The 26,312-nt window shown below is 66.9% G+C and carries 29 protein-coding genes; 9 read left to right on the top strand and 20 right to left on the bottom strand.

The features are described 5' to 3' along the window. Positions 1-78: 78 nt before the first annotated feature. Entirely contained in the window at positions 79-618 is a 540-nt protein-coding gene (gene rsmD, locus HHL13_RS05905) for a 16S rRNA (guanine(966)-N(2))-methyltransferase RsmD (protein WP_169554792.1), read from the bottom strand. Beyond that, a complete protein-coding gene (locus tag HHL13_RS05900) occupies positions 618-2,009 on the bottom strand; it encodes a pseudouridine synthase (RefSeq protein ID WP_346775484.1) in 1,392 nt (463 codons plus the stop codon). Before HHL13_RS05900 ends, rsmD begins: the two co-directional genes overlap by 1 nt. A 120-nt stretch (positions 2,010-2,129) precedes the next feature. Here HHL13_RS05900 and HHL13_RS05895 point away from each other — a divergent pair, with 120 nt between their 5' ends. Beyond that, positions 2,130-2,561: a response regulator gene (locus tag HHL13_RS05895; RefSeq protein ID WP_169554791.1), complete on the top strand. Its 432-nt coding sequence runs from the start codon at positions 2,130-2,132 to the stop codon at positions 2,559-2,561. Positions 2,562-2,698: 137 nt separating this feature from the next. On the opposite strand, the gene HHL13_RS05890 is transcribed toward HHL13_RS05895, so the two are convergent. Further along, positions 2,699-3,826 (bottom strand): SRPBCC family protein, encoded by a 1,128-nt coding sequence (locus HHL13_RS05890; RefSeq protein ID WP_169554790.1) that lies wholly within the window; start codon positions 3,824-3,826, stop codon positions 2,699-2,701. 68 nt (positions 3,827-3,894) lie between these two features. Between HHL13_RS05890 and HHL13_RS05885 the strand changes: the two genes are divergently transcribed. Beyond that, a complete protein-coding gene (locus HHL13_RS05885; RefSeq protein ID WP_169554789.1) occupies positions 3,895-5,256 on the top strand; it encodes an MFS transporter in 1,362 nt (453 codons plus the stop codon). A 4-nt stretch (positions 5,257-5,260) separates the two neighbouring features. After that, a complete protein-coding gene (locus HHL13_RS22460; protein WP_169554788.1) occupies positions 5,261-6,022 on the top strand; it encodes a tetratricopeptide repeat protein in 762 nt (253 codons plus the stop codon). Here HHL13_RS22460 and HHL13_RS05875 read toward each other — a convergent pair. The 7 genes from HHL13_RS05875 to HHL13_RS05845 all read right to left on the bottom strand — a co-directional run bounded on the left by HHL13_RS05875 (position 6,019) and on the right by HHL13_RS05845 (position 11,841). Then, the gene (locus tag HHL13_RS05875; protein WP_169554787.1) at positions 6,019-6,447 is read right to left on the bottom strand and encodes a DUF6628 family protein; all 429 of its coding nucleotides are present in this window, start codon (positions 6,445-6,447) and stop codon (positions 6,019-6,021) included. The two genes, HHL13_RS22460 and HHL13_RS05875, sit on opposite strands and share 4 nt — an antisense overlap. A gap of 99 nt (positions 6,448-6,546) precedes the next feature. After that, on the bottom strand, positions 6,547-7,866 hold the full coding sequence (locus tag HHL13_RS05870; RefSeq protein WP_169554786.1) for a folylpolyglutamate synthase/dihydrofolate synthase family protein: 1,320 nt from the start codon (positions 7,864-7,866) through the stop codon (positions 6,547-6,549). Positions 7,867-7,993: 127 nt separating this feature from the next. Next, on the bottom strand, positions 7,994-8,845 hold the full coding sequence (accD, locus tag HHL13_RS05865) for an acetyl-CoA carboxylase, carboxyltransferase subunit beta (RefSeq protein ID WP_169554785.1): 852 nt from the start codon (positions 8,843-8,845) through the stop codon (positions 7,994-7,996). Further along, a complete protein-coding gene (trpA, locus tag HHL13_RS05860; RefSeq protein WP_169554784.1) occupies positions 8,842-9,633 on the bottom strand; it encodes a tryptophan synthase subunit alpha in 792 nt (263 codons plus the stop codon). The genes accD and trpA overlap by 4 nt, the downstream gene beginning before the upstream one ends. Continuing rightward, positions 9,630-9,887, bottom strand: a complete 258-nt coding sequence (locus tag HHL13_RS05855) for a hypothetical protein (RefSeq protein WP_169554783.1) — start codon at positions 9,885-9,887, stop codon at positions 9,630-9,632. The genes trpA and HHL13_RS05855 overlap by 4 nt, the downstream gene beginning before the upstream one ends. Next, on the bottom strand, positions 9,884-11,128 hold the full coding sequence (gene trpB, locus HHL13_RS05850; RefSeq protein WP_169554782.1) for a tryptophan synthase subunit beta: 1,245 nt from the start codon (positions 11,126-11,128) through the stop codon (positions 9,884-9,886). The genes HHL13_RS05855 and trpB overlap by 4 nt, the downstream gene beginning before the upstream one ends. Positions 11,129-11,217: 89 nt before the next feature. After that, complete coding sequence (locus HHL13_RS05845) at positions 11,218-11,841, bottom strand: phosphoribosylanthranilate isomerase (protein ID WP_169554781.1); 624 nt, start codon at positions 11,839-11,841, stop codon at positions 11,218-11,220. Between the two features lie 97 nt (positions 11,842-11,938). Here HHL13_RS05845 and HHL13_RS05840 point away from each other — a divergent pair, with 97 nt between their 5' ends. After that, positions 11,939-12,394, top strand: coding sequence for a surface-adhesin E family protein (locus HHL13_RS05840; protein ID WP_169554780.1), 456 nt, complete (start codon positions 11,939-11,941; stop codon positions 12,392-12,394). 163 nt (positions 12,395-12,557) lie between these two features. On the opposite strand, the gene HHL13_RS05835 is transcribed toward HHL13_RS05840, so the two are convergent. Further along, entirely contained in the window at positions 12,558-13,070 is a 513-nt protein-coding gene (locus HHL13_RS05835) for a GNAT family N-acetyltransferase (RefSeq protein ID WP_169554779.1), read from the bottom strand. A gap of 66 nt (positions 13,071-13,136) precedes the next feature. Here HHL13_RS05835 and HHL13_RS05830 point away from each other — a divergent pair, with 66 nt between their 5' ends. Further along, positions 13,137-13,574 (top strand): hypothetical protein, encoded by a 438-nt coding sequence (locus HHL13_RS05830; RefSeq protein ID WP_169554778.1) that lies wholly within the window; start codon positions 13,137-13,139, stop codon positions 13,572-13,574. A gap of 18 nt (positions 13,575-13,592) precedes the next feature. Here the strand turns inward: HHL13_RS05830 and HHL13_RS05825 are convergent, their stop codons facing one another. The 9 genes from HHL13_RS05825 to purM all read right to left on the bottom strand — a co-directional run bounded on the left by HHL13_RS05825 (position 13,593) and on the right by purM (position 20,691). After that, positions 13,593-14,030, bottom strand: coding sequence for a hypothetical protein (locus HHL13_RS05825; protein ID WP_169554777.1), 438 nt, complete (start codon positions 14,028-14,030; stop codon positions 13,593-13,595). Continuing rightward, positions 14,030-14,704 (bottom strand): orotidine-5'-phosphate decarboxylase, encoded by a 675-nt coding sequence (gene pyrF / locus HHL13_RS05820; protein ID WP_169554776.1) that lies wholly within the window; start codon positions 14,702-14,704, stop codon positions 14,030-14,032. Before pyrF ends, HHL13_RS05825 begins: the two co-directional genes overlap by 1 nt. Further along, a complete protein-coding gene (locus tag HHL13_RS05815) occupies positions 14,701-15,045 on the bottom strand; it encodes a lipopolysaccharide assembly protein LapA domain-containing protein (protein ID WP_240953634.1) in 345 nt (114 codons plus the stop codon). The genes pyrF and HHL13_RS05815 overlap by 4 nt, the downstream gene beginning before the upstream one ends. Before the next feature lie 205 nt (positions 15,046-15,250). Next, a complete protein-coding gene (locus HHL13_RS05810; protein WP_169556789.1) occupies positions 15,251-17,545 on the bottom strand; it encodes a patatin-like protein in 2,295 nt (764 codons plus the stop codon). 11 nt (positions 17,546-17,556) lie between these two features. Then, the gene (locus HHL13_RS05805; RefSeq protein WP_169554775.1) at positions 17,557-18,252 is read right to left on the bottom strand and encodes an endonuclease/exonuclease/phosphatase family protein; all 696 of its coding nucleotides are present in this window, start codon (positions 18,250-18,252) and stop codon (positions 17,557-17,559) included. Positions 18,253-18,294: 42 nt separating this feature from the next. Then, positions 18,295-18,483, bottom strand: a complete 189-nt coding sequence (locus HHL13_RS05800; protein ID WP_169554774.1) for a hypothetical protein — start codon at positions 18,481-18,483, stop codon at positions 18,295-18,297. A gap of 75 nt (positions 18,484-18,558) precedes the next feature. Next, complete coding sequence (locus HHL13_RS05795; protein WP_169554773.1) at positions 18,559-18,936, bottom strand: MmcQ/YjbR family DNA-binding protein; 378 nt, start codon at positions 18,934-18,936, stop codon at positions 18,559-18,561. Then, entirely contained in the window at positions 18,903-19,502 is a 600-nt protein-coding gene (gene purN, locus HHL13_RS05790) for a phosphoribosylglycinamide formyltransferase (protein ID WP_169554772.1), read from the bottom strand. Before purN ends, HHL13_RS05795 begins: the two co-directional genes overlap by 34 nt. Before the next feature lie 94 nt (positions 19,503-19,596). Further along, positions 19,597-20,691, bottom strand: coding sequence for a phosphoribosylformylglycinamidine cyclo-ligase (gene purM / locus HHL13_RS05785; protein WP_169554771.1), 1,095 nt, complete (start codon positions 20,689-20,691; stop codon positions 19,597-19,599). Positions 20,692-20,752: 61 nt separating this feature from the next. Between purM and HHL13_RS05780 the strand changes: the two genes are divergently transcribed. From HHL13_RS05780 to HHL13_RS05765, 4 genes are read left to right on the top strand one after another with little or no spacing between them, the layout of a single operon-like run. After that, a complete protein-coding gene (locus HHL13_RS05780) occupies positions 20,753-22,021 on the top strand; it encodes a heavy-metal-associated domain-containing protein (RefSeq protein ID WP_240953633.1) in 1,269 nt (422 codons plus the stop codon). Further along, complete coding sequence (locus tag HHL13_RS05775; RefSeq protein WP_169554770.1) at positions 22,018-22,632, top strand: chromosomal replication initiator DnaA; 615 nt, start codon at positions 22,018-22,020, stop codon at positions 22,630-22,632. Before HHL13_RS05780 ends, HHL13_RS05775 begins: the two co-directional genes overlap by 4 nt. Continuing rightward, entirely contained in the window at positions 22,629-24,806 is a 2,178-nt protein-coding gene (locus tag HHL13_RS05770; protein ID WP_169554769.1) for an RNA degradosome polyphosphate kinase, read from the top strand. The genes HHL13_RS05775 and HHL13_RS05770 overlap by 4 nt, the downstream gene beginning before the upstream one ends. Continuing rightward, positions 24,803-26,302 carry a Ppx/GppA family phosphatase gene (locus HHL13_RS05765; protein WP_169554768.1) on the top strand — a complete coding sequence of 500 codons (1,500 nt, stop codon included), beginning with the start codon at positions 24,803-24,805 and terminating at the stop codon, positions 26,300-26,302. Before HHL13_RS05770 ends, HHL13_RS05765 begins: the two co-directional genes overlap by 4 nt. Positions 26,303-26,312: the final 10 nt, after the last annotated feature.

The following is a 26,312-nucleotide window of genomic DNA, read 5'->3' as shown; positions in this document are numbered from 1 at the left end:
TGTCGAAGCACCGCTCTTTCTTCTGACCATCGGTCGAAGAGGAGGGCTGCCCTTCGACAAGCACAGGGGGAACGGAAATTATGCGGCAGGTCGAAGCAAGGTCAGCCGTGCCTTCCCGTAAACACGGGTGGCATCGACTTCGAAGCCGGCGACGCTCGGTTCCTCGCCCTTTTCGGTCTCGAGGCTGACCCAGGTCGCGGGGCCGGTCCAGCCGAGCCGGGCGAGTTTGTCGAGCGCCACGCTGCCCGCGCCCGTGCCGTAGGGCGGATCCATCATGATGAGGTCGAGCGGCCTCGCGGCGGGGCCGAGGGCCATGACCGAAGTTGCGCGGATGTCGGCCTTTGCGCCCAACTTAGCGATATTGGCTTTGAGCGCTTCGAGCGCGGGCTTGTCCTGCTCGACGAACAGGCATGAGCCTGCACCGCGTGACAAGGCTTCGAGGCCAAGCGCGCCGCTGCCCGCGAACAGATCGGCGACCGCCAGATCCTCGAAGCTGCCGACGCGGCTGACCAGCATCGAGAACAAAGCCTCGCGGGTGCGATCGGCGGTGGGACGGGTGGCGTCGCCCTTGGGCGCGACGAGCGGGCGGCCGCGCCAGGTGCCGGCGATGATCCGCATTATTTGCGCGTCCTTGGCGGCCGGGCGGGCCTGGACGGCTTGCCTCTGCCTCCCGACGGACCCTTGGTCGGGCGCGGCGGACGCGGATTGCGCGGACGATCGACGAAATCGCCTTCGCGCGGCTCGCGGGTCTCGCGATGCGCCTTGGCCCTTGCGGCGCGCGCGGTGTTGGCCACCGGGCGGGCATCTTCACGGGCCGGGCGCTCGGTGCGGGCGGACGGCGTTACGCGCGGGGTGAAGCGAGCTGCGCGCGGTTCGGCGGCGCTGCGCTCGTCGTTTCGCGCCGTGCCGCGGCGTGCGTCGGGCCGGGCGCCCTCACGCGCCGGGCGTTCGCTGCGATCGGGTGCACCGCGCGGGGCAAAGCCGCGAGGGCGTTCGCCGGACGGGGTGCGGTCGTCGCGGCGGACCGGGCCGCGCTGGGGACGCGCGTCGTCACGGGCAGGGCGTTCTTCACGAGCCGGACCACGGCGGTTATCGGGGCGATAGTCTTCGCGAACCGGCGTGGGGCGAGGGGCTCGCCCGGGGCGGTTATCCGGGCGGCTGGTGCGCCGGCCAGCCGGTTCGATCCCGGCTTCGCTGCGCGGCGGAGGGGGCGCCGCGACGCGCTGGCGCACCGCGAACTGGAGGTTCGACGCCGCCTTGCCGCCGCCCGGCTTGCCCAACACGGTGCGGAAGGTGGCCAGATCGGTCGGGCGGATCTCGTCGACATCGCCGGTTGGCAGGTCGCCGAGATGGAACGGGCCATAGCGCGTGCGGATCAGGCGGCTGACCTGCAGCCCGAGATGTTCGAGCACGCGGCGGACTTCGCGGTTCTTGCCCTCGGTCAGCGTCATCTCGATCCAGAGATTGGCCCCGGTGCGGCGTTCGATGTTCGCGTTGATCGATCCGTAGCGCACGCCCTCGATCTCGACGCCGAGCATCAGATCCTCGAGCTGCTCCTGCGTCACATTGCCATAGGCGCGGGCGCGGTAGCTGCGCTCGACGCCCGAGGCAGGCAGTTCGAGCTCGCGCTTGAGCTCGCCATCGGTGGTGAGGAGCAGCAGGCCCTCGGTATTCAGATCGAGCCGGCCCACAGGCATCACGCGCGGCAGGCCCTGCGGCATCCGGTCATAGATGGTCGGGCGGCCCGCCGGATCGCGCTCGGCGGTGAGCAGGCCCGATGGCTTGTGATAGCGAAACAGGCGCGCGGCCTTGGGCGCTTCGACGGGATGGCCATCCACCGTGACGCCCTCGAGCGACGCAAGGACGGTGGCGGGCGTATCGAGCGTCTTGCCGTTCAGGGCGATGCGGCCCTCGGCGATCATGCGTTCGATCTCTCGACGCGACGCGATTCCGGCACGGGCGAGCAGCTTCGCGATGCGCTGCTGATTTGGATCACTGGTTTGGGACACGCGGGCGCTATAGCGATTAACTGCGCGCAGACAAAAATTATTGCGGCACTGGAAAGAGGTTGCGCGTTACAGCGTTGAGGCGCGGGCCATTCTGGGCCGTGCGGGTTTGGGTAATCGGCCATGTTGTTCGGAAAGAAGAAGCGCAGGATCGAACATGTTCTCATCGTCGAGGACGAACCTCTGGTCGCGTTCGACACAGAGCATTTCCTGCGTGAATCCGGGTTCGAGATCGCCGGCACGGTCGATCGCGTGGCGGATGCGCTGGCGCTGATCGATACCGCCGAAGAGATCGACCTGGTGCTGCTCGACGTGAATCTGGCCGATGGCAGCGGAATCGATGTGGCGAAGGCGGCGCATGCCCGCGGCATCCAGATCCTGTTCGTGACCGGCAATTGCCCCGGCGATGCGCGGGCGCTGGCGGCGGGATGCCTGTCCAAGCCCTATCCGCAGCGCGACCTGCTTGGCGCGATCGATGCGATCGAAGCGGTGGTCGAGGGGAAGAAGCCCAAGCGCCTGCCCGGCAGCTTCAGCCTGTTCGCGCAAGCGGCATAATTCCTTCTCCCATTGGGAGAAGGAAGGGTCCCGCGCCGAAGGCGTGGGAAGGATGATGTGGCTTAAGTCACCTCGTCCAGTCGCCCTCACCCTTCCGGCGCTTCGCGCCTCCTCCCTCTCCCAATGGGAGAGGGCATTCAGAGAGCTCCCTCCACCGCGTCGTGGAAGTTGCGCACGCCCAGTTCGAGCGTGCCCAGCGTCATCCGGTCGATCGCGCCCGACGCCAGCCCCTGCTGGCCGAGTTCGGCCGCGCGGAAATCCTCGCTGGCGAAGACGCCGCCGTCGAGCAGGTTCCAGCTCTTTTCCCAATGCGCCAGCGCCTTCTCGGTCGCGGGCGGCTCGGGGATCAGCATGAAATCCTCGACCAGCACGCGGTCGACCGCCTGCGGCATCAGCACCATCAGGTTGATGTAATCCGGGCTGACGATCAGCACCGTGCCGGGGAACATCTGATAGGTGTAGGTGATCGCCCCGCGCAGCACCGCCCAGTCGCTCGACGACAATGCCTCATGCGCGGAATCGCGGCCGACCGCGCTGCGCTGATGCGGGCCGATCGTGTCGGCGGTGGTCACGCCATCCTTGAAGAACGGCCCGATCGTCGCGGCGTGGAGGCGGGTGACGTGATAGGATTCGAGGAAGGCGTCCATGATCAGCTTCCAGTTCGCCTTCACGTCGTGGGTGCGGCGGCGGAACAGGTGCTGTCCGGCAAGGTCGAACGCTTCGAAATCATGCGCGAGCGTCTCGGGCCCGGCGAAATCGGCGTCCTCGTCGAAGGCGAACCAGATCAGCCCGCCGGCTTCGAAGGTGGGCAGGCGCTTGAGCCCGTGCGCGCTCTTGTCGAGGCCGGGAAAGGTTTCGGGGCGCGGCATTCCGGTCAGGCTGCCATCCAGCTTGTAGGTCCAGGCATGATAGGGGCAGACGAGCCGCGGCGACTTCACCGCCTCGCATCCCTCGACCAGCCGCGTCCCGCGATGCTGGCAGACGTTGAGGAACACATGCGCGGCGCCATCCTTGTCGCGCGTGACGAGCATCGGCTTGCCGAAGCCGTCATGCGGCACGGCCATATTGGGTTCGGGCAACAGCGCGGACGGCGCGATCACCAGCGGGTGGCGGGCAAAGATGCGCTGCTGCTCGGCGGCATAGCGGGCTTCGCTAACATAGGCCGAGGCATCGACATAGGTGATGCCCGTCGCGCCGCGCGAGCCGCCTGCCGCAAGCTGCGCGGCGAGCGCCAATTGCCCCTCGGTCGGAACCCGCGCGTTCATTATCCTCTCCCACTGGCGTTCGCCGGTTTTGGCGCTAGTTTCGCCCCAACGGGGTAAGGGAGCAAGGGATGACGACGGGCAGCACGTTCGAGGAAGGCAAGGGCGGTTTCGGCGCCGCGCTGCTTCCCTATCTGAAGCCGCGTCCGCTGGCGGCGCTGCTGCTCGGCATTTCGAGCGGTTTCCCGCTGGCGCTGCTGCTCGGCACCATGACCTTCTGGCTGGCCAAGGTCGGGATCGACAAGAAGACGATCGGCTTCGCGATCGGCCTCACCACACCCTACACGCTCAAATTCCTGTGGGCGCCGCTGATCGACCGGCTGAAGCTGCCTATCCTCACCGGCATCTTCGGTCAGCGCCGCGCTTGGCTGTTCACGGTGCAGGCGCTGCTGTTCGTCTCGATCTGGATGCTCGGTGCCAGCCAGCCCGAACTGCATCTGGGCGTGTTCGCCTTCTGGGCGATCGCCACCGCCTTTCTCGGCGCGACGCAGGACATCATCATCGACGCCTACCGCATCGAGATCCTCAGCGAGGACGAACTGGCGCACGGCACCGCCAACAACCAGTTCGGATACCGGCTCGGCGCCTTCGCGGCGGGCGTGGGCACGATCGCACTGGCATCGCCCGAGGGGCTTGGGCTGGGCTGGGCGACCGCCTACGGCCTGACCGGCTTCTGCATCATCCCCGCGATCATCGCATCCTTCTGGGCCGGGTCGGGCCTGCACGACCGCGTGATCGCGACGCACCAGCGCCAGTCGGCGGGAGCGTGGATCCAGTCGACCCTGATCGGCCCGTTCCGCGAGTTCCTGAAGCGGCGCGGCGCGGTGCTGATCCTGCTGTTCGTGCTGATCTACAAGCTGGGCGACGCGATGGGGCAATCGATGCTCAATCCGATGATCGTCGAGCTGGGCTTCAGCGACACCGAATTCATCGCGATCAACAAGGTGATCGGATTCTGGGGCCTGATCGTCGGCACCGCGCTGTCCGCGCCGCTGCTGGCGTGGCTGGGAATGGGACGCGCCCTGTTCGTGTCCGGCGTGCTGATGATGATCAGCAACCTGACCTTCGCGATCCTCGCGTCGCAGGGCCATTCGAACCTGTGGCTGACGATCGCGGTGGCGACCGAGCAGGTGACCAGCGGCCTCGGCCTGTCGATCTTCGTGGTCTATCTCTCCGGGCTGTCGAGCCTCGCCTATACGGCGACGCAGTTCGCGCTTCTCTCGGCGCTGGCGGGCGTTGGGCGGACCTGGCTGTCGACACCCGCGGGCTGGGCGGCCGAGGAACTGGGCTGGGTCGGCTTCTGGGTGATGACCACGGTCGTCGCCATTCCCGGCATGATCCTGTTGTGGGTGCTGTGGCAGAAGGGGTTCGTCGTCGAAAGCGTCCGCAAGGCGCGCGCGGGGGCGGAGGAAGCCGCGCCGGCGAAAGACTGACGCCGTGCCCGTCTATCTCGCGATCATCGCGCTGCAGGTGGCGTGCGTCATCCATCTGGTGAAGACCGGCCGGAACCAGATGTGGCTCACCGCGCTGATCTTCCTGCCGGTGGTCGGTGCGATCGCCTATTTCGTCGTCGAAGTGCTGCCTGGCATGCAGGGCAACCGGCATGTGCGGACGGCGAAGGCCAACGTGATCGCTGCGATCGATCCCGAGCGCGAGGTGCGGGCGGCGCGCGATGCGCTCGATCTGGCCGACACCGCCGCGAACCGGATGCGGCTGGCCGATGCGCTCGCGGCGCTGGGGCGGCACGACGAAGCCATCCCGATCTATCGCGAAGCGATCGACCGGACCGCGGGCGATATCGATCCGCGGACGCAGGGAAAGCTCGCTGCTTCGCTGTTCGAGACCGGGCAGGGGGCGGAAGCGCTGGCGTTGCTCGACACGATCGGTAGTTCGGGCACGCAGGGCGAGCGCGATCGCATGACGATGCTTCGCGCGCGGGCGCTCGATCATCTCGGGCGCAAGGACGAGGCGCTGGCGCTGTACGAGGATGTCGTCACGCGCCTGCCGGGCGAGGAGGCGCGATGCCGCTACGCAGCGCTGCTGATCGAGCGGGGATGGGACCGCAAGGCGCTGAAGGTGCTGGAGGAAGTGGAGCGCCGGATGCGCCACCTCGACCGGCATCAGCGCGCGGCCGAGGCCGGCATGTACAAATGGGCGATGGACACCCTGCGCGATCTGCGCGCGCGGGGCGTCGCTTAGCCCGGCAGGGGCAGGCCCATATCGGCGAAGGCGTTCGACAGCGCATGGGTCGTCGCGACGATGCCGCCAGGATCGCGCAAGCCGAGCAGGTCACCAAGCAGCAGCGACGCGGCCTGGGGATTGGTGCGGACCCGGCCCAGGGCCGAGAGCAGGGCCGATTCGGCTGCGGTCATGCGCGGGCAGCACCACGGCGCGATCTGGACCGGGCGGGCCGATGCCGCGGACATTTCCGCCATGAGCGCGCGCAGCAGGACCAGCGGGCGCTGGAAGCCCCTCCCAAAGGCGGTGACGAAGGCATGGGCGGCGCAGGCGTCGTTGAGGCCATGCGCACCCATCTGGCGGATACCGAAGAGCATGAGCCGTGCACCGGGATCGTCCGACTGGACGGCGGGAAGCGCGGCGGTGAGGGTCGAGCTGGCGTGCATTCGAGGACTCCGGCGTGGGTACGGAATCCAGTCTTGCGAGTTCGCTATTGATAGTCAATCGCAATAACGTGATGCGGTGCGGCATTGCGCCGAGCCGCGTCAGTCGGGCAGTTCGCCGTTGGCCTCCAGCACCTTGCCGGCGAGATAGAGCGAGCCGAGCACCAGCACGACCGAGGGCTTGCCGCCGTGCGGCAGGCGGGCAAGGGCGGTGGGGACGTCCTTTTCCATCTCGGTGACGGGCGTACCCATTTCGCGCGCGATCTCGGCGAGATGGCCGGGATAGTGATGCGCATGACCCTCGACCGGCACGGCCGTCAGCGACGCGATCCGCGACGCGAAGTGCCAGATCAGCGTCTCGGCATCCTTGTTTTCCAACATGCCGAGGATGAGGTGGATCGGGCGGCCCTGTGCGACTTGCCAGATGGCATCGGCGATGACTTTCGCGGCTGCGGGATTGTGGCCGCCGTCGAGCCACAGCTCGCTGTCGGGCGGCAGGTGCGCGGTCAGCGGCCCCTTGCGCAGCCGCTGCATCCGCGCGGGCCAGCGGGCGCGGCTCGAAGCTTCGATCAGCGCGCCGAGCGAGATGGGCACGGCCTTCTGATAACGCAGCATCGCGAGCGCGAGGGCATAGTTGGCGGGCTGGTGCGGTCCGGCGAGCGCGGGCAGCGGCGCGACGATCGTCTCGCGGGCATCGGCGAAGCGGATGGCCTGGGCAGTGGCGGTGTAGCGCCATGCCTCGCCCTCGGCGATCACCACCGCGCCGGCCGCGTCGGCCACCTTGCGGATGCGGTTCGCCACCGAATCGGGATAGCGCATCGTCACCAGCATCGTGCCGCGCTTGGCGATCCCGGCCTTCTCGGCCGCGATGTCCTCGGCGGTGTTGCCGAGGAACGCTTCGTGATCGATGCCCAACTGGGCGATGCCGGTGATCGCGGGATTGGGGATGACGTTGGTCGCGTCGAGCCGCCCGCCCAGGCCGACCTCGATGACGCAGGCATCCGCCGGCGTGCGCGAGAATGCGAGGAAGGCGGCGGCAGTGGTCACTTCGAAGAAGCTGGCGCCGATCCCCTCGGCATGATCGAGCACTTCGGAAAGCAGGACGGCAAGCGCGTCGTCTTCGATCAGCTTGCCCGCGATCCGGATTCGCTCGTTGAACCGGACGAGGTGCGGGCTGGAATAGACATGGACGGTCTTGCCCCCGGCTTCGAGCGCGGCGCGCAGGAAGGCGCAGGTCGAGCCCTTGCCGTTGGTGCCGGCGACGTGGAACACCGGCGGCAGCTTGCGATGCGGATTGCCGATCCGGTCGAGCAACGCGGTGATGCGCTCGAGGCCGAGGATATCGGCGCCGGGCGAAAGCGCGGTCAGCCGGTCGAGCTGGGCCTGGACCGCGGGCGAGGAGGAGGTGGCGTGATCGGGCATGGCTTTTTCTTAGCCCCTCCCCTTCAGGGGAGGGGTTGGGTGGGGCAGTCATCGCCTCGCAGAGGCCGGGGCCAGGAAGGACTCCTCCACCCCAACCCCTCCTCTGAAGAGGAGAGGCTCAAGAAGATCAGGCCGCCTTCTTCGCCTCGCACAGCAGGCCGATCAACTGACCCAGCGTCTCGCGCAGCTGCTTGCGATGGGTGACCATATCGACCAGCCCGTGATCGTAATAATATTCCGAGGTCTGGAAATCGTCGGGCAGCTTTTCGCGGATCGTGTTCTCGATCACGCGGCGGCCGGTGAAGGCGAGGGTGGCGCGCGGTTCGGCGATCTGGACATCGCCCAGCATCGCATAGGCGGCCATCACGCCGCCCGAGGTCGGATCGGTCAGCACAACGATATAGGGCAGGCCCGCGTCGTGGAGCATCTCGATCGCCACGGTGGTGCGCGGCATCTGCATCAGCGACAGGATGCCTTCCTGCATCCGCGCGCCGCCCGATGCGGTGAAGACAATGTATGGCGCGCGGGCGCCGATCGCGGCTTCGACGCCGGCGATGAACGCTTCGCCCACGGCCTGGCCCATCGATCCGCCCATGAAGGCGAAATCCTGCACGCCGATCACCGCACGGCGGCCGAGGATCGTGCCGCTGGCGTTGATGAACGCGTCGCTCTCGCCGGTTGCGGTGCGCGCGGCCTTCAGGCGGACCGGATAGGGCTTCTGGTCGCGGAACCGCAGCGGATCCTCGGCGACCTTCGGGCTGGGAAGGACGGTATAGCCTTCGTCGAACAGCGCTTCGAAGCGTTCGGCCGGGCCGATGCGCTCATGGAAATCGCAATGCGGGCAGACGCTCTGGTTTTCCTCGAGCTCCTTGAGGAACACCATCGTCCCGCATCCCTTGCACTTGTGCCAGAGATTGTCGGGCGTCTCCCGCTTGGTGACATAGGCGAGCGCGTTGCGGACGCGTGAGATCCAGGTCATGCGACTTCCTTGGCGGCGACGATCGCCGACTTGAGCGAATGGATATAGGCGCGAACGGGTTCCGGCGCACCCTCGCCATGTTCGGCGATGATTTCGATGATCGCGGAGCCGACCACGACGCCGTCCGCCACGCGGGCGATGGCGGCGGCCTGATCGGGCGTGCGTACGCCGAAGCCGACCGCGACGGGCAGGTCCGTGGCGGACTTGAGCCGGCCGACCGCGCTTTCGATGCTGTCCTGCGCCGCTTGCTGGAGCCCGGTGATGCCGGCGACCGAGACGTAATAGAGGAACCCGCTGGCGCCATCGAGCACAGCGGGCAGGCGGGCGATGTCGGTGGTCGGCGTGGCGAGGCGGATATTGGCGACACCAGCGGCGCGCAGGCTCGCGCCGAGGCTGTCGTCTTCCTCCGCCGGGATGTCGACACAGATCACGCCGTCCACGCCGGCTTCGGCGATGGCGCCGGCGAACCAGTCCGGCCCGCGCACGGTCATCGGATTGGCATAGCCCATCAGCACCAGCGGGGTTTCCGGGTGACGCTGGCGGAAGGCGCTGGCGATGGCGAGCACGTCGACGGTGCGGGTGCCCTTGGCCAGACTGCGCAGATTGGCAGCCTGAATCGCCGGGCCATCGGCCATCGGATCGGTGAAGGGCATGCCCAGCTCGATCACGTCCGCCCCGCCGGCAACCAGCGCGTCGAGATTGGCGGCGGTGTCGCCATCACCGGCGGTGATGAAGCAGACCAGGGCGGGATGCCCCTTGGCAAAGGCGGCGGAGAGACGCGTGCTCATGCGGGGCGCTTTCGGCGAGGCTTGCGGCTGGATTTGCGCGAGCGGACAACTTCCACGAGCGCAGTGGCGATCACGGCGAACAGCACGCCGCCGGCGATGCCGGTCCATTGCGCGCCGCGAAAATACATCGCCGGAACCACCACGCCGATCCCGAGCAGGATGACGAAAGTCGCCACCGGCCGGATCCAGCGGTGATAAGGCACCGGCGGAAGATCGGCGCGGCGGCGGATATGGCGCCGGGTACGAATGCTCACAGCTTTACCCCGAGCGCCTCGGCGACGGTGAAGATGTCCTTGTCGCCGCGGCCCGAGACGTTGACGATGATGATCTGATCGTCACGATATTTCAGTGCGTTGGTTTCCAATGCCGCCAGTGCGTGCGAGCTTTCCAGCGCGGGGATGATCCCCTCCAGCTTGCAGCAGAGCTGGAACGCGTCGAGGGCCTGCGTGTCGGTGATCGGCTCATACGTCACCCGGCCACTCTCGTGCAGCCAGCTATGTTCGGGGCCGATGCCGGGATAGTCGAGGCCGGCCGAGATCGAATGCGCCTCGGTGATCTGGCCGTCTTCGTCCTGGAGCAGATAGGTGCGGTTGCCGTGCAGGATGCCGGGAACGCCGCCGTTCAGGCTTGCCGCGTGCTGGCCGGTCTCGACGCCATGTCCCGCGGCTTCGACGCCGATCATCGCGACGTCGGCATCGTCGAGGAAGGGATGGAACAGGCCGATCGCGTTCGATCCGCCGCCCACGGCCGCGATCAGCAGGTCGGGCAGCTTGCCCTCGGCCTTCCGGATCTGCGCGCGGGCTTCGGTGCCGATCACGCTCTGAAAGTCGCGGACCAGTTCGGGATAGGGGTGCGGGCCGGCGGCGGTGCCGATGATGTAGAAGGTGTCGTGGACGTTCGCGACCCAGTCGCGAAGCGCTTCGTTCATCGCATCCTTCAGCGTCTGCGCGCCGCTGGTGACCGGCACCACTTCGGCGCCGAGCAGCTTCATGCGGAACACGTTGGGCTGCTGCCGCGCGACGTCGACCGCGCCCATGAAGATCGTGCACGGCAGGCCGAAGCGCGCGGCGACGGTGGCGGTGGCCACGCCATGCTGGCCCGCACCCGTCTCCGCGATGATCCGCGTCTTGCCCATGCGGCGGGCGAGCAGGATCTGGCCGATGCAATTGTTGATCTTGTGCGCGCCGGTGTGATTCAGCTCTTCGCGCTTGAAATAGATTTTCGCACCCATGCCCGCGGGCGCGCCGTCGCGATAATGTTCCGTCAGCCGCTCGGCATAATAAAGCGGGCTGGGGCGGCCGACATAATGTTCGAGCAGATCGTCGAACTCGGCCTGGAACGCCGGGTCGGTCTTCGCCGCGCGATATTCGCGCTCCAGATCGAGGATCAGCGGCATCAGCGTCTCGGCGACGAAGCGGCCGCCGAACTGGCCGAAATGGCCGCGCTCGTCAGGCAGGTTGCGGAGCGAATTGGGCAGGGTGATGGAATCGGTCATGGTCGCTGTCTCTCGATACGGTGGTCGGGTCGCTTCAAGCGATCAGCGCCATCGAATCGCGGTGTGCGTGGCCGGCAGGATCAGCGTCTTCATTGCGAAACCGCCTTAAGGAATGCGGCGATCTTGTCCACATCCTTGATACCCGGAGCGGATTCGACACCTGAAGAAACGTCCACCAGCGTCGCGCCGGTGATCCGGATCGCTTCGGCGACATTGGCCGGGTCGAGACCCCCGGAGAGCGCCCAAGGCAGCGGGTGGCGAAAGCCCTGCAGCAGTGTCCAGTCGAAGCGCAGGCCCATGCCCCCGGGCAGCTTCGCGTTATCCGGCGTCTTCGCGTCATACAGGATGCGGTCGGCCGCGCCGTGAAAGGCGGCCGCGGCGTTCAGGTCCGCGCGCGTCTTGACCGCGACCGCGACCCATACCGGCACGCGCGCCCGGACCGCGGCGGCCCGCTCGGGCGTCACCTTGTGGAGCTGGACCGCGTCGATCGCGGGCAACGCCGCTTCCAGCACAGCATCGTCGGGATCGACGAACACCCCGACCTTGCCGACATGCGACGGCACCCGCGCCGCAAGCCCGCGCGCCTGCGCGAAGTCGAGATTGCGCGGGGAGGGCGGGAAGAACACGAAGCCGACATGGCTCGCCCCGCCGCCGATCGCGGCGTCGAGCGTTTCGGGCGTCGAAAGGCCACAGATCTTGGCGGTAACCGGCATGGCGTGGCCCATAGGGGCAAGCATCGGTCATGGGAACGCAGAATGGCTTGCGCGGGGTGGAAGCTGGACTAGCCTCGCGCCATCGGGGAGGGCGTGGATGATTCGAGCGATCTTGCTGGCTGCGGCGCTGATGGCGCCGGTCGCGGCTCAGGCGCAGGACTGGCGCCTGCTTTCGGTCAGCGACGACAAGGACGCCGTGGTCTTCATCGACGCGGGCAGCATCACCAGCGGGAATCCGCATCCCAGCGCCACGATCTTCCTGATGATGAACGGCTTGCCCGGCGATGCGAGCGGCGTGGCGGCGCAGATGGAATATGACTGCAGCACCGAACGCTGGCACGGTCTGAACGCCACGAGCTATGATGGCTCGGGCAAGGTCGTGCAGGACGTCGGATCCGATCCGCGCTGGAACGAGATTGCGTCGAACGGCCTCTATCGCCCGGCCTTCGACATCGTGTGCAAGGGTGCGAAACTGGCGGCGGAGAGCCACGGAAGCGCGCCGCCGATCGCTCATGGCCGTTCGCTGATCGGTTCCCCGGCCTCGCCGAAGTAACTGGGCGGCTTAGGGTCAGACCTCAATTAGATGCGGTGCAGATGGAAAGGGCGATCAGCCCTCCCCCTTGATGGGGGAGGGTGGGGTGGGGGTGACCATCAAGAGAGAGGGATTGTCTTAGAATCCCAATCTATTAGCCCGACTTCCAATTGAGCATGGAGCCTTAGCCCAGTGGCTTGACCAGCACCGTCATGAATAAGGGCGGCGTCACCGGCACGGGGAAGTCGCGGCGCTCGCCGGACGCAGCGTAGCCGCGCCGCTCGTAGTAAGCGATCAGCTCGGTGCGCTGGTCGATAACGGTCATTTCCATCGCGGTTGCGCCGAAGCTCTCGCGCGCCTCGGCTTCGGCGGCAGCGACCAGATGCTTGCCGATGCCGCCGGCCTGAAGCTCGGGATCGACGCAGAGCAGGCCGAGATAGGCGATGCCCTCTCCGCGATCCTGCACATTGACGCAGCCGAGCACGGTATCGCCGTCGCGCGCGATCAGCAGGCGGCTGGCGGGATCGTCGATCAGCCCGCGCAACGTGTCGAGATCGGTGCGCTGATCGCTCAGCAGGTCCGCCTCGTGGGTCCAGCCCGCGCGGGCGGTGTCGCCGCGATAGGCGCGCTCGATCACCGGATGGAGCGCAGGGAGGTCGTCTCGCGTGGCGGGGCGGATGTCGGGAACCTTGTGCATCACGCCAGCCTATAGGAGCGCATCGTGCCGTGCGATATGCGTGTCGGGACACAGAGGGGCAAAATCATGATTCGGACGGCATGTATCCTTGCGGGCATCGCACTGGCCGCGCCGGCTCAGGCGCAGGACTGGCGCTTCCTCGACAAGGAGAGTGGCGGCGGAGCGGTATTCTTGGACGCCAAGAGCGTCGTTCCCGGCGATGACGGTGTCCGGACTGCGGATCTTGCGATGATCTACCCGGAATCGCGGGACGGCGTGGACGCCTTCCGCTTTCGCATGACGGTGGATTGCACCCAGCCGCGATTCCGGACCGAATTCATCTGGCTCTACGATGCCAGCGGAAAGCAGACGGGATCGGGAGCAGGCACCCGCACCTGGACCCCGACGTCCGGCGCCAACGGCCTGAAGACGAGCGACATCATCTGCGAACGTCAGGCCGCCCCGGCAAAATCCTATGGTTCCGAGATCCCGATCGCCGAAGGGCGTGCGATGAAGGTGCAGTAGGCCGCGGGAGCGGCGGCCTCAGCGCGTCGGTGCGCTGAAGGTCGCGACGGCGCCGAGCGTGCTCGATCCTTCGCGATAGACCGCGAAGCAGAGCATCATCAGCTCGCCCAGATTGTCGTTTTTGTAGATGCGGCAGCGTCCGTTGCTGGTCGCGGCGGGCGCCGATCCGCCGATCGAGACGCGATCCATCGTGATATCGGTCTGGTCGCCCGCATGGCCCTCGAACGTGGCGACCGGTTTGCCGCCCTTGTAGAACACGGCCTGCTTGCCCGGATGGATGACGACGCGATCGCATTCCACAGTCGTCACCCGTTCCGCGCCGTCGCGCTGCTTCATCATGTTGGGCAGCGTCGCATTGAGCTCACACTTGCCCTTCAGCTCGATCGGGCGCTCCGCATCCTGCGGTGCCGCCGCGATCGTGAGCGCTGCGATCCCGATCGCGAGCAGGGCCTTCATCAAAGCGTCGCTTCGATCGCGCGTGCGGCGAGGTCCGGATCTTCGGCCTGCGTGATCGGGCGGCCGACCACGAGGATCGACGCACCGGCGTCGAGCGCGGCGCGCGGCGTGACCACGCGCTTCTGATCGCCCACAGGCCCGTCCGCGGGGCGGACGCCGGGGACGACGAAGAACCCGTCGTGCCACAGCTTCTTCGCGGCGGCGACTTCTGCGCCCGAGCAGACGATGCCGTCCACGCCCGATTCGCGGGCCAGTTCGGTCAGGCGCATCACCTGCTCGTGCGGGTCCGGCGCGAGGCCGATTGAGGTCAGGTCGCTCGAATCGAGGCTGGTGAGCATGGTCACCGCGACCACCTTGGTGCCGCTGGGCGCAGCGGCCTTGGCGTCTTCCATCATCGATCGGCCGCCGGCGGCGTGGACCGTCAGGATCGCCGGATTGAGCGGACGCAGCGCCTGGATCGCCTTGCCGACGGTGTTGGGAATGTCGTGGAACTTCAGGTCGAGGAAGATCGGCAAGCCGATCTCGGCCATTTCGTGGACGCCGTGGCGGCCATTGGCCATGAAGAATTCGAGGCCCAGCTTGATCCCGCCGACATGCTTGCGCACGCGGGTGGCCAGCGCCTTGGCGCGTTCCAGATCGGGGGTGTCGAGCGCGACGTAGAGCGGCGTGCTCATGCGCCCTGCTCCGGGAACAGGCTGGTAGCGGGGGCTGCGGCCGGCGCGGGAATTGCTTCGGGCGCGGCGGTCGGGGCCGGGGGCGTCACCGCGCGGATATCGGTCAGCGCGCGCTCCAGTCCGGCGATCCGCTGGCGGCTGCGCCAGCGCAGGCCGTGATAGGCGAGCAGCATCGGCAGGAAGCCCAGCAGGAAGACGAGGATCAGCATCACTGGCAGGCTGAAATCGGCGATCAGTCCGCCCCACAGGTGGATGGCGACGCGTTCATTGCCGTTGTAGATCACGAAGGCCGCGACGAGGCCGCCCAGCAACAGCCAGAACAGCACCTTCAGAAACCGCATTCCGCTCCCTTCCTTCGCGACCTTGAGCGAAACGAGCTTAGGACGGGTGGGTCAATTTGACCAGCGTTCCCTCTCCCCTTGTGGGAGAGGGAGGGAGCGAACGAAGTTCGCGGAAGGGTGAGGGGAGTGAGACTCAGTCCCCCTCATCCTTCCCACTCGCTTCGCGAGCGGGCCCCTTCCTTCTCCCACAAGGGGAGAAGGAGGTTCAGCCGATCTCTGCTCTCAGCTCGTCGAACAGGCCCGGCACGGCCTTCAGCCGCGGCTCCTCTTCGTCGAGGATCGCGTGGAACGCGGCCTTCTTGATCTCGGCGATGCGGGTCTGGGGCAGGCAGTTCGAAGGGGGCAGGGTGGACAGGATGATGTCCACCAGCCGGTCCGCGCCGTGGAGGCGGCCCCACAGATAGTCGTTCTCGCGATAGGCGCGGCTGAAGAACGCGCCGAAGCTGTTGAACTGGATGCCCTTCAGCGTCTCCTTCGCCCCGCCGGATCGGATCGCGCAGGCGTCGTCCGGCGCGATCCGATCGACGCGGATCGGGTCGAACTCGTCCACGCCCTCGCCCTGCAGGATCGGCAGGGTTGCGATGTCGAAGAAGGGGAAGCCGAGATGCGCGAGCAGCAGCGGGCGGCGCAGTTCGCGCGAAAGCTGGCTGAACCCCTCCGACAGCCGCGCGTCGGTGGCGGCGTCTAGCGCCTTGAGGCCCATTCGCGCCGCCACTTCGTCAAGCAGCGGCCCGGCATCCTCGCTCAGATCGCGCACCAACGGCTTGAGATCGGAGAAAGTGTCGGCGCGCTTGCACTCCAGATAGGCGGCCAGCGAATCATAGATCGCCTCGCGCATGGGCAGCAGTTCGGCATGCGATCCGGGCAGGTCGATATCGGTCAGGCGGCGGGCGAGGAGCCGCAAGCGCCGGATCCGGAAGCCCAGATCGTGCGCGCGCAGGAATTCCAGCGTCTCGGGGCTGGCGCCGTTGGATTGGGTGGCACCGAATTGCGACTGGCCGCGCTCGCGCACCGATCTGGCCACCAGATCGCGGATTTCGCGCAGCCGCTCCGGCCCATGACGGTCGCCGATCTGGTAGAGCAGGCGCGCGGTGCGATCGATCGCGCCATTGACCTTGAGCAAGCCATAGGCGGTGTGCCCGTATCCCGCCTTGGCCGCCGCCGCGATCTGGGCGCGCCGGCGCCATGCCGCGAGCCGCTTGGGCGTCGGATAGTCCATGAACAATGTGTAGCCGAACAACGCCTCGACCTGAGTTTCCACTTCGGTGCGGATTTCGCCGATGATCGCCAGCATCTGCTCGATCCGGTTCGATCGCGCCGCGATCTCCTCCAGATTGTCGCGGATCGGCTGTTCGCGGGGCAGTTCGGAAAGCGCGCCGATGATCGTCTGGAAGAAGCCCGGCGTCTCGGTCTTCTCGCCGTACAGCGCCAGACGGCCGTCGGGGAACGGATCGATGAACACGAAGCGGCGGTCGACCTGACGCCGCGCCGGGCGCTCGCGCAGCGCTTCGATCGCGGGCCGGAACGGCGCATTGGCGAGGACCGACCCGTCGATCAGCACCGCCTTCTCGGCGCGATTGTCGTGCCACTGGTGCGACAAGGCATGTTCGAGGAACGCATCGCGGCCCGGCCATTTCGCGCCGCGTTCCTTCACCGCTTCGTCCATCTCGGCGACGGTGAAGGGCGGGAAGGCGCCGGGGAAGCTCGACGTGGCCCGCGCGGCAAAGGCCAGCTCGCAGCCATGCGCGAACTCGCCTTCGCTCGCCACGCCATGATCGGTGAAGGAGAAGACGAGGCGATGCTCGGTCTCCATCACTTCCGGCGGGGAGTTGAGGCGGAGCCGCTCGGCATGGCCGCGGAAATCGGTGACGGTCACGAACAGATCGAGCGGCTGGCCCTCGGGCAGCAGTCTTTTGTCCGCCGGGGCCTTCGCCATCGCGTCGAACGCGTCGAGGATGGTGTGGAGCAGTTGTTTGCCCCCGAAGGGCGGCTCGAACCAGCGCGAGCGGACGAACTTCTCCAGCTTCAGCCGGACTTCGTCGCGCGCGGCGGCTTCGACCGTCGCCTCGACCGTCTTGCTGCGATTGGCGACCATCCACGCCAGCGGGATCGCCCAGAATTTGGCGAGCTTGTGCGACGGGCGCTGGCTGGGGGCGAGCAGCGCTTCGACATCGGCATGCTCCATCCACAGATCGGTCAGCGGATCGAGCGACTGGCCCGTGGCGATCGCCTGCGCGAGGAACACTGCGTTGATGCCGCCTGCACTCGCACCGGCGATGATGTCGACCAGCACGCGAAGCCGGACGCCGGTGGTTTCCTGAATCTCGCCCAGCATCGCGTGATACACGCCTTCGCTGCCGGTCCTGGGCGTATCGCCGTCGCGCGCAGCGCGGCTGGCGCGGGCGAGGTGCCAGATCTCCTTGCTGATGCCGTGCATATATACGGCGAGACTGATGCCGCCGTAGCAAACCAGTGCGAGCCGCAGCTCGCGCTCATGGATCGTCGTCACGCTCAGGCCTGCTCCACCGTCGCCCAGATGGGGAGATGATCCGAGGCTGTACGCGATGCCGGGCTGTCATGCACCCCGGCCGAAGTGATGCGCAGGTCCGGCGTCGCCATGATCCGGTCGAGCTTCGCGACCGGCCGGCGCGCATGGAAGCTCCGTCCCGTCTCGGCGAAGGTGTAATGATTGGCGAAATCCTTGAGACAGCCCGATCCGGCGGTCCAGTCGTTCAGGTCGCCCATCAGTACCGTCGGGCGCTGATGCGTGCTCGACTGGATGTGCGTGATGATCGCGTGCGCCTGCCGCCGCCGCCACAGGCCGGACAGGTCGAGATGCATCCCGACGAAGCGGTAGGTGGTCCCCTTGATCCGGATATCGGCCATCACCGCGCCGCGCGGCTCCAGCGCAGGCAGGTGGATCTGCTCGTAATCGACGACCTCGGCGTCCTTCGGCACCAGCAGCGCATTGCCGTGCCAGCCCATGCTGGCCGCGCGTGCGCCGAACGAGATTGCCTTGTACGGGCTATGCTCGAGCAGCAGGTGTGACGTCATCACCGCGGCGCGCGTGCCGAACCGGCGATCCGCTTCCTGCAGCGCGACCACGTCCGCGCCGATCTCGCACAGCACTTGCAGCGTGCGTTCGGGCCGGCGCCGCCGATCGGTACCGATCGACTTGCGCATGTTGTAACTGGCAACCTTGATCATCTGACCCCTCTATGGCGGGGGCGGTGGCGACCACGCAAGATTTTAGGCTCCCGGCTCCTGATGCTTCGCCACTTCGGCGGCGACGAGCAGACTTCGGGCGGTGCCTTCCGCCGCATCGGGCGTCATGGTGATCGCGACTCCGTTCGGACCGTCGAGGATCACCTGTCCGCCTTCGGCGCTGGCGACACCGGGAATAGCCTTTGTCTCGATCGAGTGGCCTGCCTCTGTCATGGTTGGTTCCTTTCGCGCGGCGGACTGCCGGGCTGGTGGAAACAACTTGCGGGCAACCGAAAATATCCCCGAAAATCAGCGCCCACCGGCCTCGAGCAAGCGGCGCGGGGCGACCAGTTCCCAGCTGCGCGCGATCCGGTCGCCGACATGGTCCCAATCGGTGTCCTCGGGCTCGAGATTGATCGAGACCCAACCGGCGCGGAAATAGGCCGGGCGGCTGTACAGATCGGGCATGCTCTCGATCAGCGAAACGGCTTCCTCGGGATCGCCGGTCTTGACGATCACCACGGTGCGGTCGTCGCCATGATGATCGTGACGGAACTGCGCGAACATCTTGCCCGCGGCGAAGAAGGTCGGCTGCATATGGCTCGGCCGCTCCTCGCTTTCGGGAAGGGCCAGCGCCAGATCGCGGACTTTGGTCAGGATGGCGTCACGGTCGGGGCTAAGCGGCATACGAACTCCGCAAGGACTTTGGGATAGAGCCGATGCTCCTCCTTCAGCACGCGTTCGGCAAGCGTTTCCGGCGTATCGCGCGCTTCGATCCGAATGCGCGCCTGGCCGAGCACTTCGCCGCCATCGAGTTCCTCGGTGACGATATGGACCGAGCAGCCGGCCTCCATGTCGCCCGCCACCAGCGCGCGGCGATGCGTGTCGAGGCCCTTGTACAGCGGCAGCAGCGAGGGGTGGATATTGACGATCCGCCCGCGCCAGCGCTCGACGAACGCGTCGGAGACGAGGCGCATATAGCCCGCCAGCGCGATCACCTCGACGCCGGCCTCACGCAGCGCCGCGTCGATCGCAGCTTCATATTCGGCCTTGGGAATGCCCTTGGGCGAATGCGCGAAGGTCGGGACGCCCTGTTCCTTCGCCCATGCGAGTCCGGCGGCGTCGGGCTTGTCGCTGGCGACCAGCACCACTTCATAAGGCGAGTCGGGCGTCCGCGACGCTTCGACCAGCGACATCATGTTCGAGCCGCGGCCTGAGATGAGGATGCCTACCTTGCGCTTCATTCCAGACATCCGTTCGTGCTGAGCTTGTCGAAGCACCGTTCTTTCTTCCTGCCTCGGGAGAGAAGGAGGACTGCCCTTCGACAAGCTCAGGGCGAACGGTGGATTATTGATTGTGCGTCGCGATCCAGTCGCCCCGGCCGCCCCAGGTTTCGTCGCTGCCCTTCACGGTACAGCCGCGCTGGCCTTCGGAGACGGTGCCGATCGAAAACACCGTTTCGCCAGCAGCTTGCAGCGCTTCCGTGACCGCAGTCACATTATCCGCGCTCACGATCACCGCCATGCCGATGCCGCAGTTGAAGGTGCGGGCCATCTCTTCGGGCTCGATATTGCCCTGCGCCTGCAGGAACGCCATCAGCCGCGGCTGGTCCCACGCATCGGCATCGACGGTGGCATGGCAATTGGCGGGCAGGACGCGCGGGATATTCTCCAGCAGGCCGCCACCGGTGATGTGGGCGAGGCCGTGGACCAGACCGGCCTGCACCGAAGGCAGCAGGCTCTTCACATAGATTTTGGTCGGCGCCATCAGCGCGTCGATCAGGATCACGTCCTGATCGAACAATGCAGGGCGGTCGAGCTTCCAGCCCTTGTCCGCGGCGAGGCGGCGGACCAGCGAGAAGCCGTTCGAGTGAACGCCTGCCGATGCGAGGCCGAGGATCACATCGCCAGCCGCAACCTTCGATCCGTCGAGCAAATTCTCGCGCTCGACCGCACCGACGCAGAAACCGGCCAGATCGTAGTCGCCGTCCGAATACATGCCCGGCATCTCGGCGGTCTCGCCGCCGATCAGCGCGCAGCCGGCCTGACGGCAGCCTTCGGCGATCGACGCGATGACGGTCTGCGCGACCTGCTGGTCGAGCTTTCCGCTGGCATAATAATCGAGGAAGAACAGCGGTTCGGCGCCCTGCACGATCAGATCGTTGGCGCACATCGCGACGAGATCGATCCCGACGCCTTCGTGGCGGCCGCTCTCGATCGCCAGCTTCAGCTTGGTGCCGACGCCGTCGTTCGCGGCGACGAGCAGCGGATCCTTGTAGCCGGTGGCCTTCAGGTCGAAGACGCCGCCGAACCCGCCGAGATCGGCATCCGCGCCGGGGCGGCGGGTCGAACGGGCGAGGGGCGCGATGGCGCGGACCAGCGCGTTGCCGGCTTCGATGGACACGCCTGCCTGGGCGTAAGTGTAGCTTTCGGGGTCGCTCATGGCGCGCGCTTAGCGACATCGCGCTTGGAATTCCACGCCCGCTTCGCCAAAAGGGCGCGGAATGATCCGTCGCCGCTCTTCTTTCGTCTATGGTTTCGCTGCCGCCGTGCTGATCGCGGGGGCTGCCGGCGGCGTGATGGCGCAGCGTGGCGGCACCAAAACCGGCAAGGCCGGCACCGCCTCGACCGATCCGGCCAGCTTCGAAGTCTCCGGCGTGATGGTCGACGTGCGCGGTGCGAATGCCGAGGCGGCCCGGCAGGGCGGCTGGCGCGTGGCGCAGCGCAAGGGCTGGGAAATGCTGTCGAAGCGGCTGGGCGGCAAGGCGAGCAGCCTGTCCGATTCGGCGCTCGATGCGCTGGTGACCGGCATCGTCGTCGAACATGAGCAGATCGGGCCCAATCGCTACATCGCGCGGCTGGGCGTCCTGTTCGATCGCGGCAAGGCCGGGGCGATCCTCGGTGTGGCCAGCACGGTTTCGCGCTCGGCGCCGATGCTGCTGATTCCGGTCGAATGGTCGGGCGGCACCGGCCGCGTGTTCGAACGCCAGACGGCATGGGCCAGCGCGTGGACGCGGTTCCGCAGTTCGAACAGCACGATCGATTATGTCCGCCCGCGCGGCGGCAGCGCAGACTCGCTGCTGATCAATGCCGGGCAGATCGGCCGGCGCGGGCGCGGCTGGTGGCGTGCGATCGTCGATCAATATGGCGCGATCGACGTGCTGGTCGCCGAGGTTCAGCTGCGTCCGGACTATCCGGGCGGCCCGGTGACGGCGATCTTCACCGCCAGCCACGGGCCGGACAAGATCCGCGTCACCCAGTTCGCGTTGCGCGTCGACAATGCGGCGGGTCTCGATTCGATGCTCGATCAGGGCATCCAGCGGATCGACCAGGCCTATCAGGCGGCGCTTGCCAGCGGTGCACTGAAGACCGATCATCTGCTCGCCTATCGTCCGCCGGAGGAAAAGCCGGTGGAAGAGGAAACGCCCGAAGAGGCAGCGACGCCCACGCCCACGCCGGGAGCGACCGATACGACGGCCAGCTTCACCGTTCAGGTCGAAACGCCGACCGCGACTGCGTTCAACGCAGCCGAATCGGGCCTGCGCGGCGTTCCCGGCGTCCGCAGCGCCAGCTCCACCAGCGTCGCGCTGGGTGGCGTCTCGGTGATGAGTGTTCGCTACGACGGACCGATCGGCAGCCTGCGCGCGGCGCTGGAAGGACGCGGCTGGCAGGTTCAGGAAGGGCCGGGCGTGCTTCGCATCCGGCGGCCGGGTGGCGGTGGCGGCGGCAACGCGCCGAGCCCCGCGCCATCGGGTAGCCCGAAGAGCGAATGAGCCAGCTCGCGCTGCCGCTCGTCATTCCCGAGACGAGCGAGACGGAGTTCCTTGTCGGCGAGTCCAATGCACGCGCGGTGCAGATGCTCGAGCGCTGGGCGACGTGGCCGGTGATGGCCGGGCTGCTGATCGGCCCGCGCAAATCGGGCAAGAGCCTGCTCGCGCGCATCTTCGCGGCGAAGACCGAGGGCAATTTCATCGACGATGCCGATCGGGTGAGCGAGACCGCGATCTTCCATGCGTGGAACAAGGCGCAGGCCGATCACAAGCCGCTGCTGATCGTCACCGAGGAATTGTGGCCGGTGAAGCTGCCCGATCTGCGCTCGCGCATGGCCGCCACGCCGCTGCTGACGTTGCAGCCGCCGGACGACGCGCTGGTGCCGCTGCTGCTCAACAAATTCTTTGAGCGCCGCCTGCTGGTTGCGCCACCCGAACTGATCGCATGGCTCACAAAACGGGTCGAACGATCGCATGTTGCGCTGATTCGGGTCGCGGATGCGCTGGAAAACGACGCGCACGAGCGACGCAGCCCGCGATTATCAATTACACATTCCCGCGCCACACTGATTCGCGCCGGCCTGCTGGCCGAATCCGAAAGCGAGACGCAATGACGACCGCCGTACCGACGATCGCCGAGAATGTGGACGAGGCGCTCTCCGATCCACTGGAGGGAAAACGCTATTTCAACCGCGAGCTGAGCTGGCTCGCCTTCAATCGCCGGGTGATGGAGGAAGCGTCCAACCGCGCCCATCCCTTGCTCGAGCGGCTGCGCTTCCTTTCGATCTCGGGCAGCAATTTCGACGAGTTCTTCATGGTCCGCGTCGCCGGGCTGATGGGTCAGCATATGCAGAAGGTCGAGGCGCGCTCGGTCGACGGGCTGACGCCCGAGCAGCAGCTCGAGGCGATCGTCGCCGAGGCCGAAGTGCTGGCGGACAGCCAGCAATCGGTATGGACCCGGATCCGCGCCGAACTGGCCGAAACCGGGATCGAGGTGCTCGACCAGGGCCAGATCGACGGCGAAGTCGAGAAATGGCTGGAGAATCATTTCCGCGAGCAGATCTTCGCCATCCTGACCCCGCAGGCGCTCGATCCCGCGCATCCCTTCCCGTTCATCCCCAATCAGGGATCGAGCGTGATCTTCGATCTGGTCCGCCAGTCGGACCATGAGCCGATCCGCGAGCTGGTCCTGCTGCCGACCACCATGCCGCGCTTCGTTCGCCTGCCGGGCAAGCGGGTCGCGCGCTACGTCACGGTCGAGACGATGCTCAAGCGCTTCTCGCACCTGATGTTCCCCGGATATGATGTGCTCGGCTCGGCGGCATTCCGCGTGCTGCGGGACAGCGACATCGAAATCGAGGAAGAAGCCGAGGACCTCGTCATGACCTTCCGCAGCGCGATCAAGCGCCGGCGGCGGGGCCGCGTCATCCGTCTCGAGATGGAAGACGGGATCGACGCGGCGCTGGAAGCGGTGCTGCTGGAGGAACTGGGCGGCAGCGAGGCGCTGCTGACCGAGACTGGCGGTTTCCTCGGCGTGGGCGACCTGTCGATGCTGGTCGACGAGGATCGGCCGGACCTCAAATTCCAATCCTATACGCCGCGTTTTCCCGAGCGAATCCGGGAATATGGCGGCGATTGTTTCGCCGCGATCCGGGCAAAGGACATCGTTGTCCACCATCCCTATGAGAGCTTCGACGTGGTGCTCTCGTTCCTGGGGCAGGCGGCGGCCGATCCCGATGTGGTCGCGATCAAGCAGACGCTGTACCGCGCGGGCAAGCAGTCCGCGGTCATCAATGCGCTGATCGCCGCGGCCGAGGCAGGCAAGTCGGTGACGGCGGTGGTCGAGCTGAAGGCGCGGTTCGACGAGGAACAGAATCTTTACTGGGCAACCGCGCTGGAGCGCGCCGGGGTACAGGTCGTCTATGGCTTCATCGACTGGAAGACCCACGCCAAGATTTCGATGGTCGTGCGGCGCGAGGGCAATGGCTTCCGCACCTATTGCCACTTCGGCACCGGCAATTACCATCCGATCACTGCCCGCATCTATACCGATCTGAGCTTCTTCACCGCTGACCCCCGCATCGGGCGCGATGCGGCGAAGGTGTTCAATTATGTCACCGGCTATGTCGAGCCGCATGGGTTGGAGCTGCTCGGCATCTCGCCGCGCGATCTGAGACCGCGCCTTATGGAGCTGATCGACGAGGAGATCGCCCATGTCCGCGCGGGCCATCCCGGGGTGCTGTGGGCCAAGATGAATTCGCTGGTCGATCCCGCGATCATCGAGAAACTGTACGAAGCCAGCAATGCGGGCGTGGAGATCGAACTGGTCATCCGCGGCATCTGCTGCCTCCGCCCCGGCGTGCCGGGCATGTCGGACAATATCCGCGTCAAATCGATCGTCGGCCGTTTTCTCGAACATAGCCGTATCTGGGTGTTCGGCGGCGGCAAGGCGCTGCCGAATGACGGCGCGAAAGTGTTCATCTCGTCCGCCGACTGGATGCAGCGCAATTTCGATCGCCGCGTCGAATATATGCTGCCGATCCGCAACCGCACGGTACACGACCAGATCGTCGACCAAGTGATGGTCGCGAACCTGATCGACAATGAACAGAGCTGGGAATTGAAGCCGGATGGCCATTATACGCGCGTCGATCCGGGTGAGACTCCGTTCAACCTGCATCGCTATTTCATGACCAATCCGTCGCTGTCCGGTCGTGGCGCGGCGCTGGAGAAGAGCAGCCGTTCGGTGCCGAAACTCACCCTGAAGCGTTCGAAGAAGCGCAAATGAACACGCTGCCCTTCCGCAAGCCGCGCGCCGATCGCGCGACAGCGCCATATCGGGTCGCGATCATCGATATCGGTTCCAACTCGATCCGCCTCGTCGTCTATCAGGGCGCGGCGCGATTGCCCGCGATCCTGTTCAACGAGAAGGTAATGGCCGGGCTCGGCCGTTCCCTCAACGAAACCGGTGCGATCGATGCCGCATCGCTGGCGATGGCGCGGGCCGCGCTGGCCCGCTTCGCGGCGCTCTCGCGCGAGATGCAGGTCGACGAGCTCCGCGTTGTCGCCACCGCCGCGGTGCGCGACGCATCGAACGGGCAGGAGATCATCGACACCGCCAATCGCCTCGGCCTCGAAGTCGAACTCCTGTCGGGGCAGGAGGAGGCGATGGCCTCGGGCCTCGGCGTGCTTTCGGGCATTCCCGATGCCGACGGGATTGTCGGCGACCTGGGCGGTGGATCGCTGGAGCTTGTGCGCGTGGTGGCGGGTACGGTGACCGACCGCGTGTCCTTCCCGCTCGGCGTGCTGCGGCTGGCTGCGATCCGCGCCAAGCCGCAGGGTACGCTCGACCGTCGCGTCGGCAAGCTGATCGCCGAGGCCGGTTGGAAGGGCAGGGGCAAGGATCTGCCCTTCTACCTCGTCGGTGGATCGTGGCGCGCGCTGGCGCGGCTCGACATGCACCTGACCGACTATTCCCTGCCGATCATCCACCAATATCCGATCTCCGCCGAGCAGGTGACGCGGCTTGGCCGCACGATCAGCCATGTCGCCAAGGGCAAGCTGCGGAGCATCCCCAACATGTCGGGGGCACGCGTCGCGACGCTGGGCGATGCCACGGCTCTGCTTTCGAGCGTGCTCAAGCATCTCGGCAGCGATCAGACGATCGTGTCGGCCTATGGTCTGCGCGAAGGCCTGTTGTTCGCGCGGCTGAACGACGAGCAGCGGCGCGAGGACCCGCTGATCGTCGCGGCGCGTGACGAGGGCCAGCGGCTCGGGCGCTTTCCCGAGCATGGCGACCTGCTGAACGAATGGATCGAGCCGCTGTTCGAGGGCGAGCCGCCCGAGCTGGAGCGGCTGCGCCACGCTGCCTGCCTGCTGGCCGATGTGGGCTGGCGCGCGAACCCCGAGTTCCGCGCCGAACGCGGGCTTGAGATCGCGCTGCACGGCAATTGGGTCGGCATCGACGCGGCGGGCCGGGCGATGGTCGCACAGGCGCTCCACAGCTCGCTGGGCGGCGGAACCGAGGTTCCCGCGATGATCGGCAATCTCGCGACGCCCGAAGCGCTGGCGCGCGCGACGCAATGGGGACTGGCGATGCGCCTCGGCCAGCGGCTGAGCGGGGGCGTCGCCGCGCCGCTCCGGCGCTCGCGCCTCGCGATCGACGACGACGCGGTGTGGCTGGTGCTCGAATCGCGCGACGCGGCGCTCTACGGCGAAGCCGTCGAGAAGCGCCACAAGGCGTTGGCGAATGCGATGGCGCGTAAGGCGCGGCTGGAATCCTGAACATCCTTCC

The organism is Sphingomonas sp. G-3-2-10, from assembly GCF_012927115.1.
Classification (GTDB): Bacteria; Pseudomonadota; Alphaproteobacteria; order Sphingomonadales; family Sphingomonadaceae; genus Sphingomonas.
Note: the sequence above shows the minus strand (reverse complement) of the source record. Positions and strands in the feature narration are given on the sequence as shown.

What these genes read in the sequence shown, in the direction of transcription:
- rsmD (WP_169554792.1), bottom strand. Translation starts at nt 618, where the DNA reads ATGCGGATCATCGCCGGCACCTGGCGCGGCCGCCCGCTCGTCGCGCCC.
- HHL13_RS05895 (WP_169554791.1), top strand. Translation starts at nt 2,130, where the DNA reads ATGTTGTTCGGAAAGAAGAAGCGCAGGATCGAACATGTTCTCATCGTC.
- HHL13_RS05890 (WP_169554790.1), bottom strand. Translation starts at nt 3,826, where the DNA reads ATGAACGCGCGGGTTCCGACCGAGGGGCAATTGGCGCTCGCCGCGCAG.
- HHL13_RS05885 (WP_169554789.1), top strand. Translation starts at nt 3,895, where the DNA reads ATGACGACGGGCAGCACGTTCGAGGAAGGCAAGGGCGGTTTCGGCGCC.
- HHL13_RS05875 (WP_169554787.1), bottom strand. Translation starts at nt 6,447, where the DNA reads ATGCACGCCAGCTCGACCCTCACCGCCGCGCTTCCCGCCGTCCAGTCG.
- HHL13_RS05870 (WP_169554786.1), bottom strand. Translation starts at nt 7,866, where the DNA reads ATGCCCGATCACGCCACCTCCTCCTCGCCCGCGGTCCAGGCCCAGCTC.
- accD (WP_169554785.1), bottom strand. Translation starts at nt 8,845, where the DNA reads ATGACCTGGATCTCACGCGTCCGCAACGCGCTCGCCTATGTCACCAAG.
- trpA (WP_169554784.1), bottom strand. Translation starts at nt 9,633, where the DNA reads ATGAGCACGCGTCTCTCCGCCGCCTTTGCCAAGGGGCATCCCGCCCTG.
- trpB (WP_169554782.1), bottom strand. Translation starts at nt 11,128, where the DNA reads ATGACCGATTCCATCACCCTGCCCAATTCGCTCCGCAACCTGCCTGAC.
- HHL13_RS05845 (WP_169554781.1), bottom strand. Translation starts at nt 11,841, where the DNA reads ATGCCGGTTACCGCCAAGATCTGTGGCCTTTCGACGCCCGAAACGCTC.
- HHL13_RS05840 (WP_169554780.1), top strand. Translation starts at nt 11,939, where the DNA reads ATGATTCGAGCGATCTTGCTGGCTGCGGCGCTGATGGCGCCGGTCGCG.
- HHL13_RS05835 (WP_169554779.1), bottom strand. Translation starts at nt 13,070, where the DNA reads ATGCACAAGGTTCCCGACATCCGCCCCGCCACGCGAGACGACCTCCCT.
- HHL13_RS05830 (WP_169554778.1), top strand. Translation starts at nt 13,137, where the DNA reads ATGATTCGGACGGCATGTATCCTTGCGGGCATCGCACTGGCCGCGCCG.
- HHL13_RS05825 (WP_169554777.1), bottom strand. Translation starts at nt 14,030, where the DNA reads ATGAAGGCCCTGCTCGCGATCGGGATCGCAGCGCTCACGATCGCGGCG.
- pyrF (WP_169554776.1), bottom strand. Translation starts at nt 14,704, where the DNA reads ATGAGCACGCCGCTCTACGTCGCGCTCGACACCCCCGATCTGGAACGC.
- HHL13_RS05815 (WP_240953634.1), bottom strand. Translation starts at nt 15,045, where the DNA reads ATGCGGTTTCTGAAGGTGCTGTTCTGGCTGTTGCTGGGCGGCCTCGTC.
- HHL13_RS05805 (WP_169554775.1), bottom strand. Translation starts at nt 18,252, where the DNA reads ATGATCAAGGTTGCCAGTTACAACATGCGCAAGTCGATCGGTACCGAT.
- HHL13_RS05800 (WP_169554774.1), bottom strand. Translation starts at nt 18,483, where the DNA reads ATGACAGAGGCAGGCCACTCGATCGAGACAAAGGCTATTCCCGGTGTC.
- HHL13_RS05795 (WP_169554773.1), bottom strand. Translation starts at nt 18,936, where the DNA reads ATGCCGCTTAGCCCCGACCGTGACGCCATCCTGACCAAAGTCCGCGAT.
- purN (WP_169554772.1), bottom strand. Translation starts at nt 19,502, where the DNA reads ATGTCTGGAATGAAGCGCAAGGTAGGCATCCTCATCTCAGGCCGCGGC.
- purM (WP_169554771.1), bottom strand. Translation starts at nt 20,691, where the DNA reads ATGAGCGACCCCGAAAGCTACACTTACGCCCAGGCAGGCGTGTCCATC.
- HHL13_RS05780 (WP_240953633.1), top strand. Translation starts at nt 20,753, where the DNA reads ATGATCCGTCGCCGCTCTTCTTTCGTCTATGGTTTCGCTGCCGCCGTG.
- HHL13_RS05775 (WP_169554770.1), top strand. Translation starts at nt 22,018, where the DNA reads ATGAGCCAGCTCGCGCTGCCGCTCGTCATTCCCGAGACGAGCGAGACG.
- HHL13_RS05770 (WP_169554769.1), top strand. Translation starts at nt 22,629, where the DNA reads ATGACGACCGCCGTACCGACGATCGCCGAGAATGTGGACGAGGCGCTC.
- HHL13_RS05765 (WP_169554768.1), top strand. Translation starts at nt 24,803, where the DNA reads ATGAACACGCTGCCCTTCCGCAAGCCGCGCGCCGATCGCGCGACAGCG.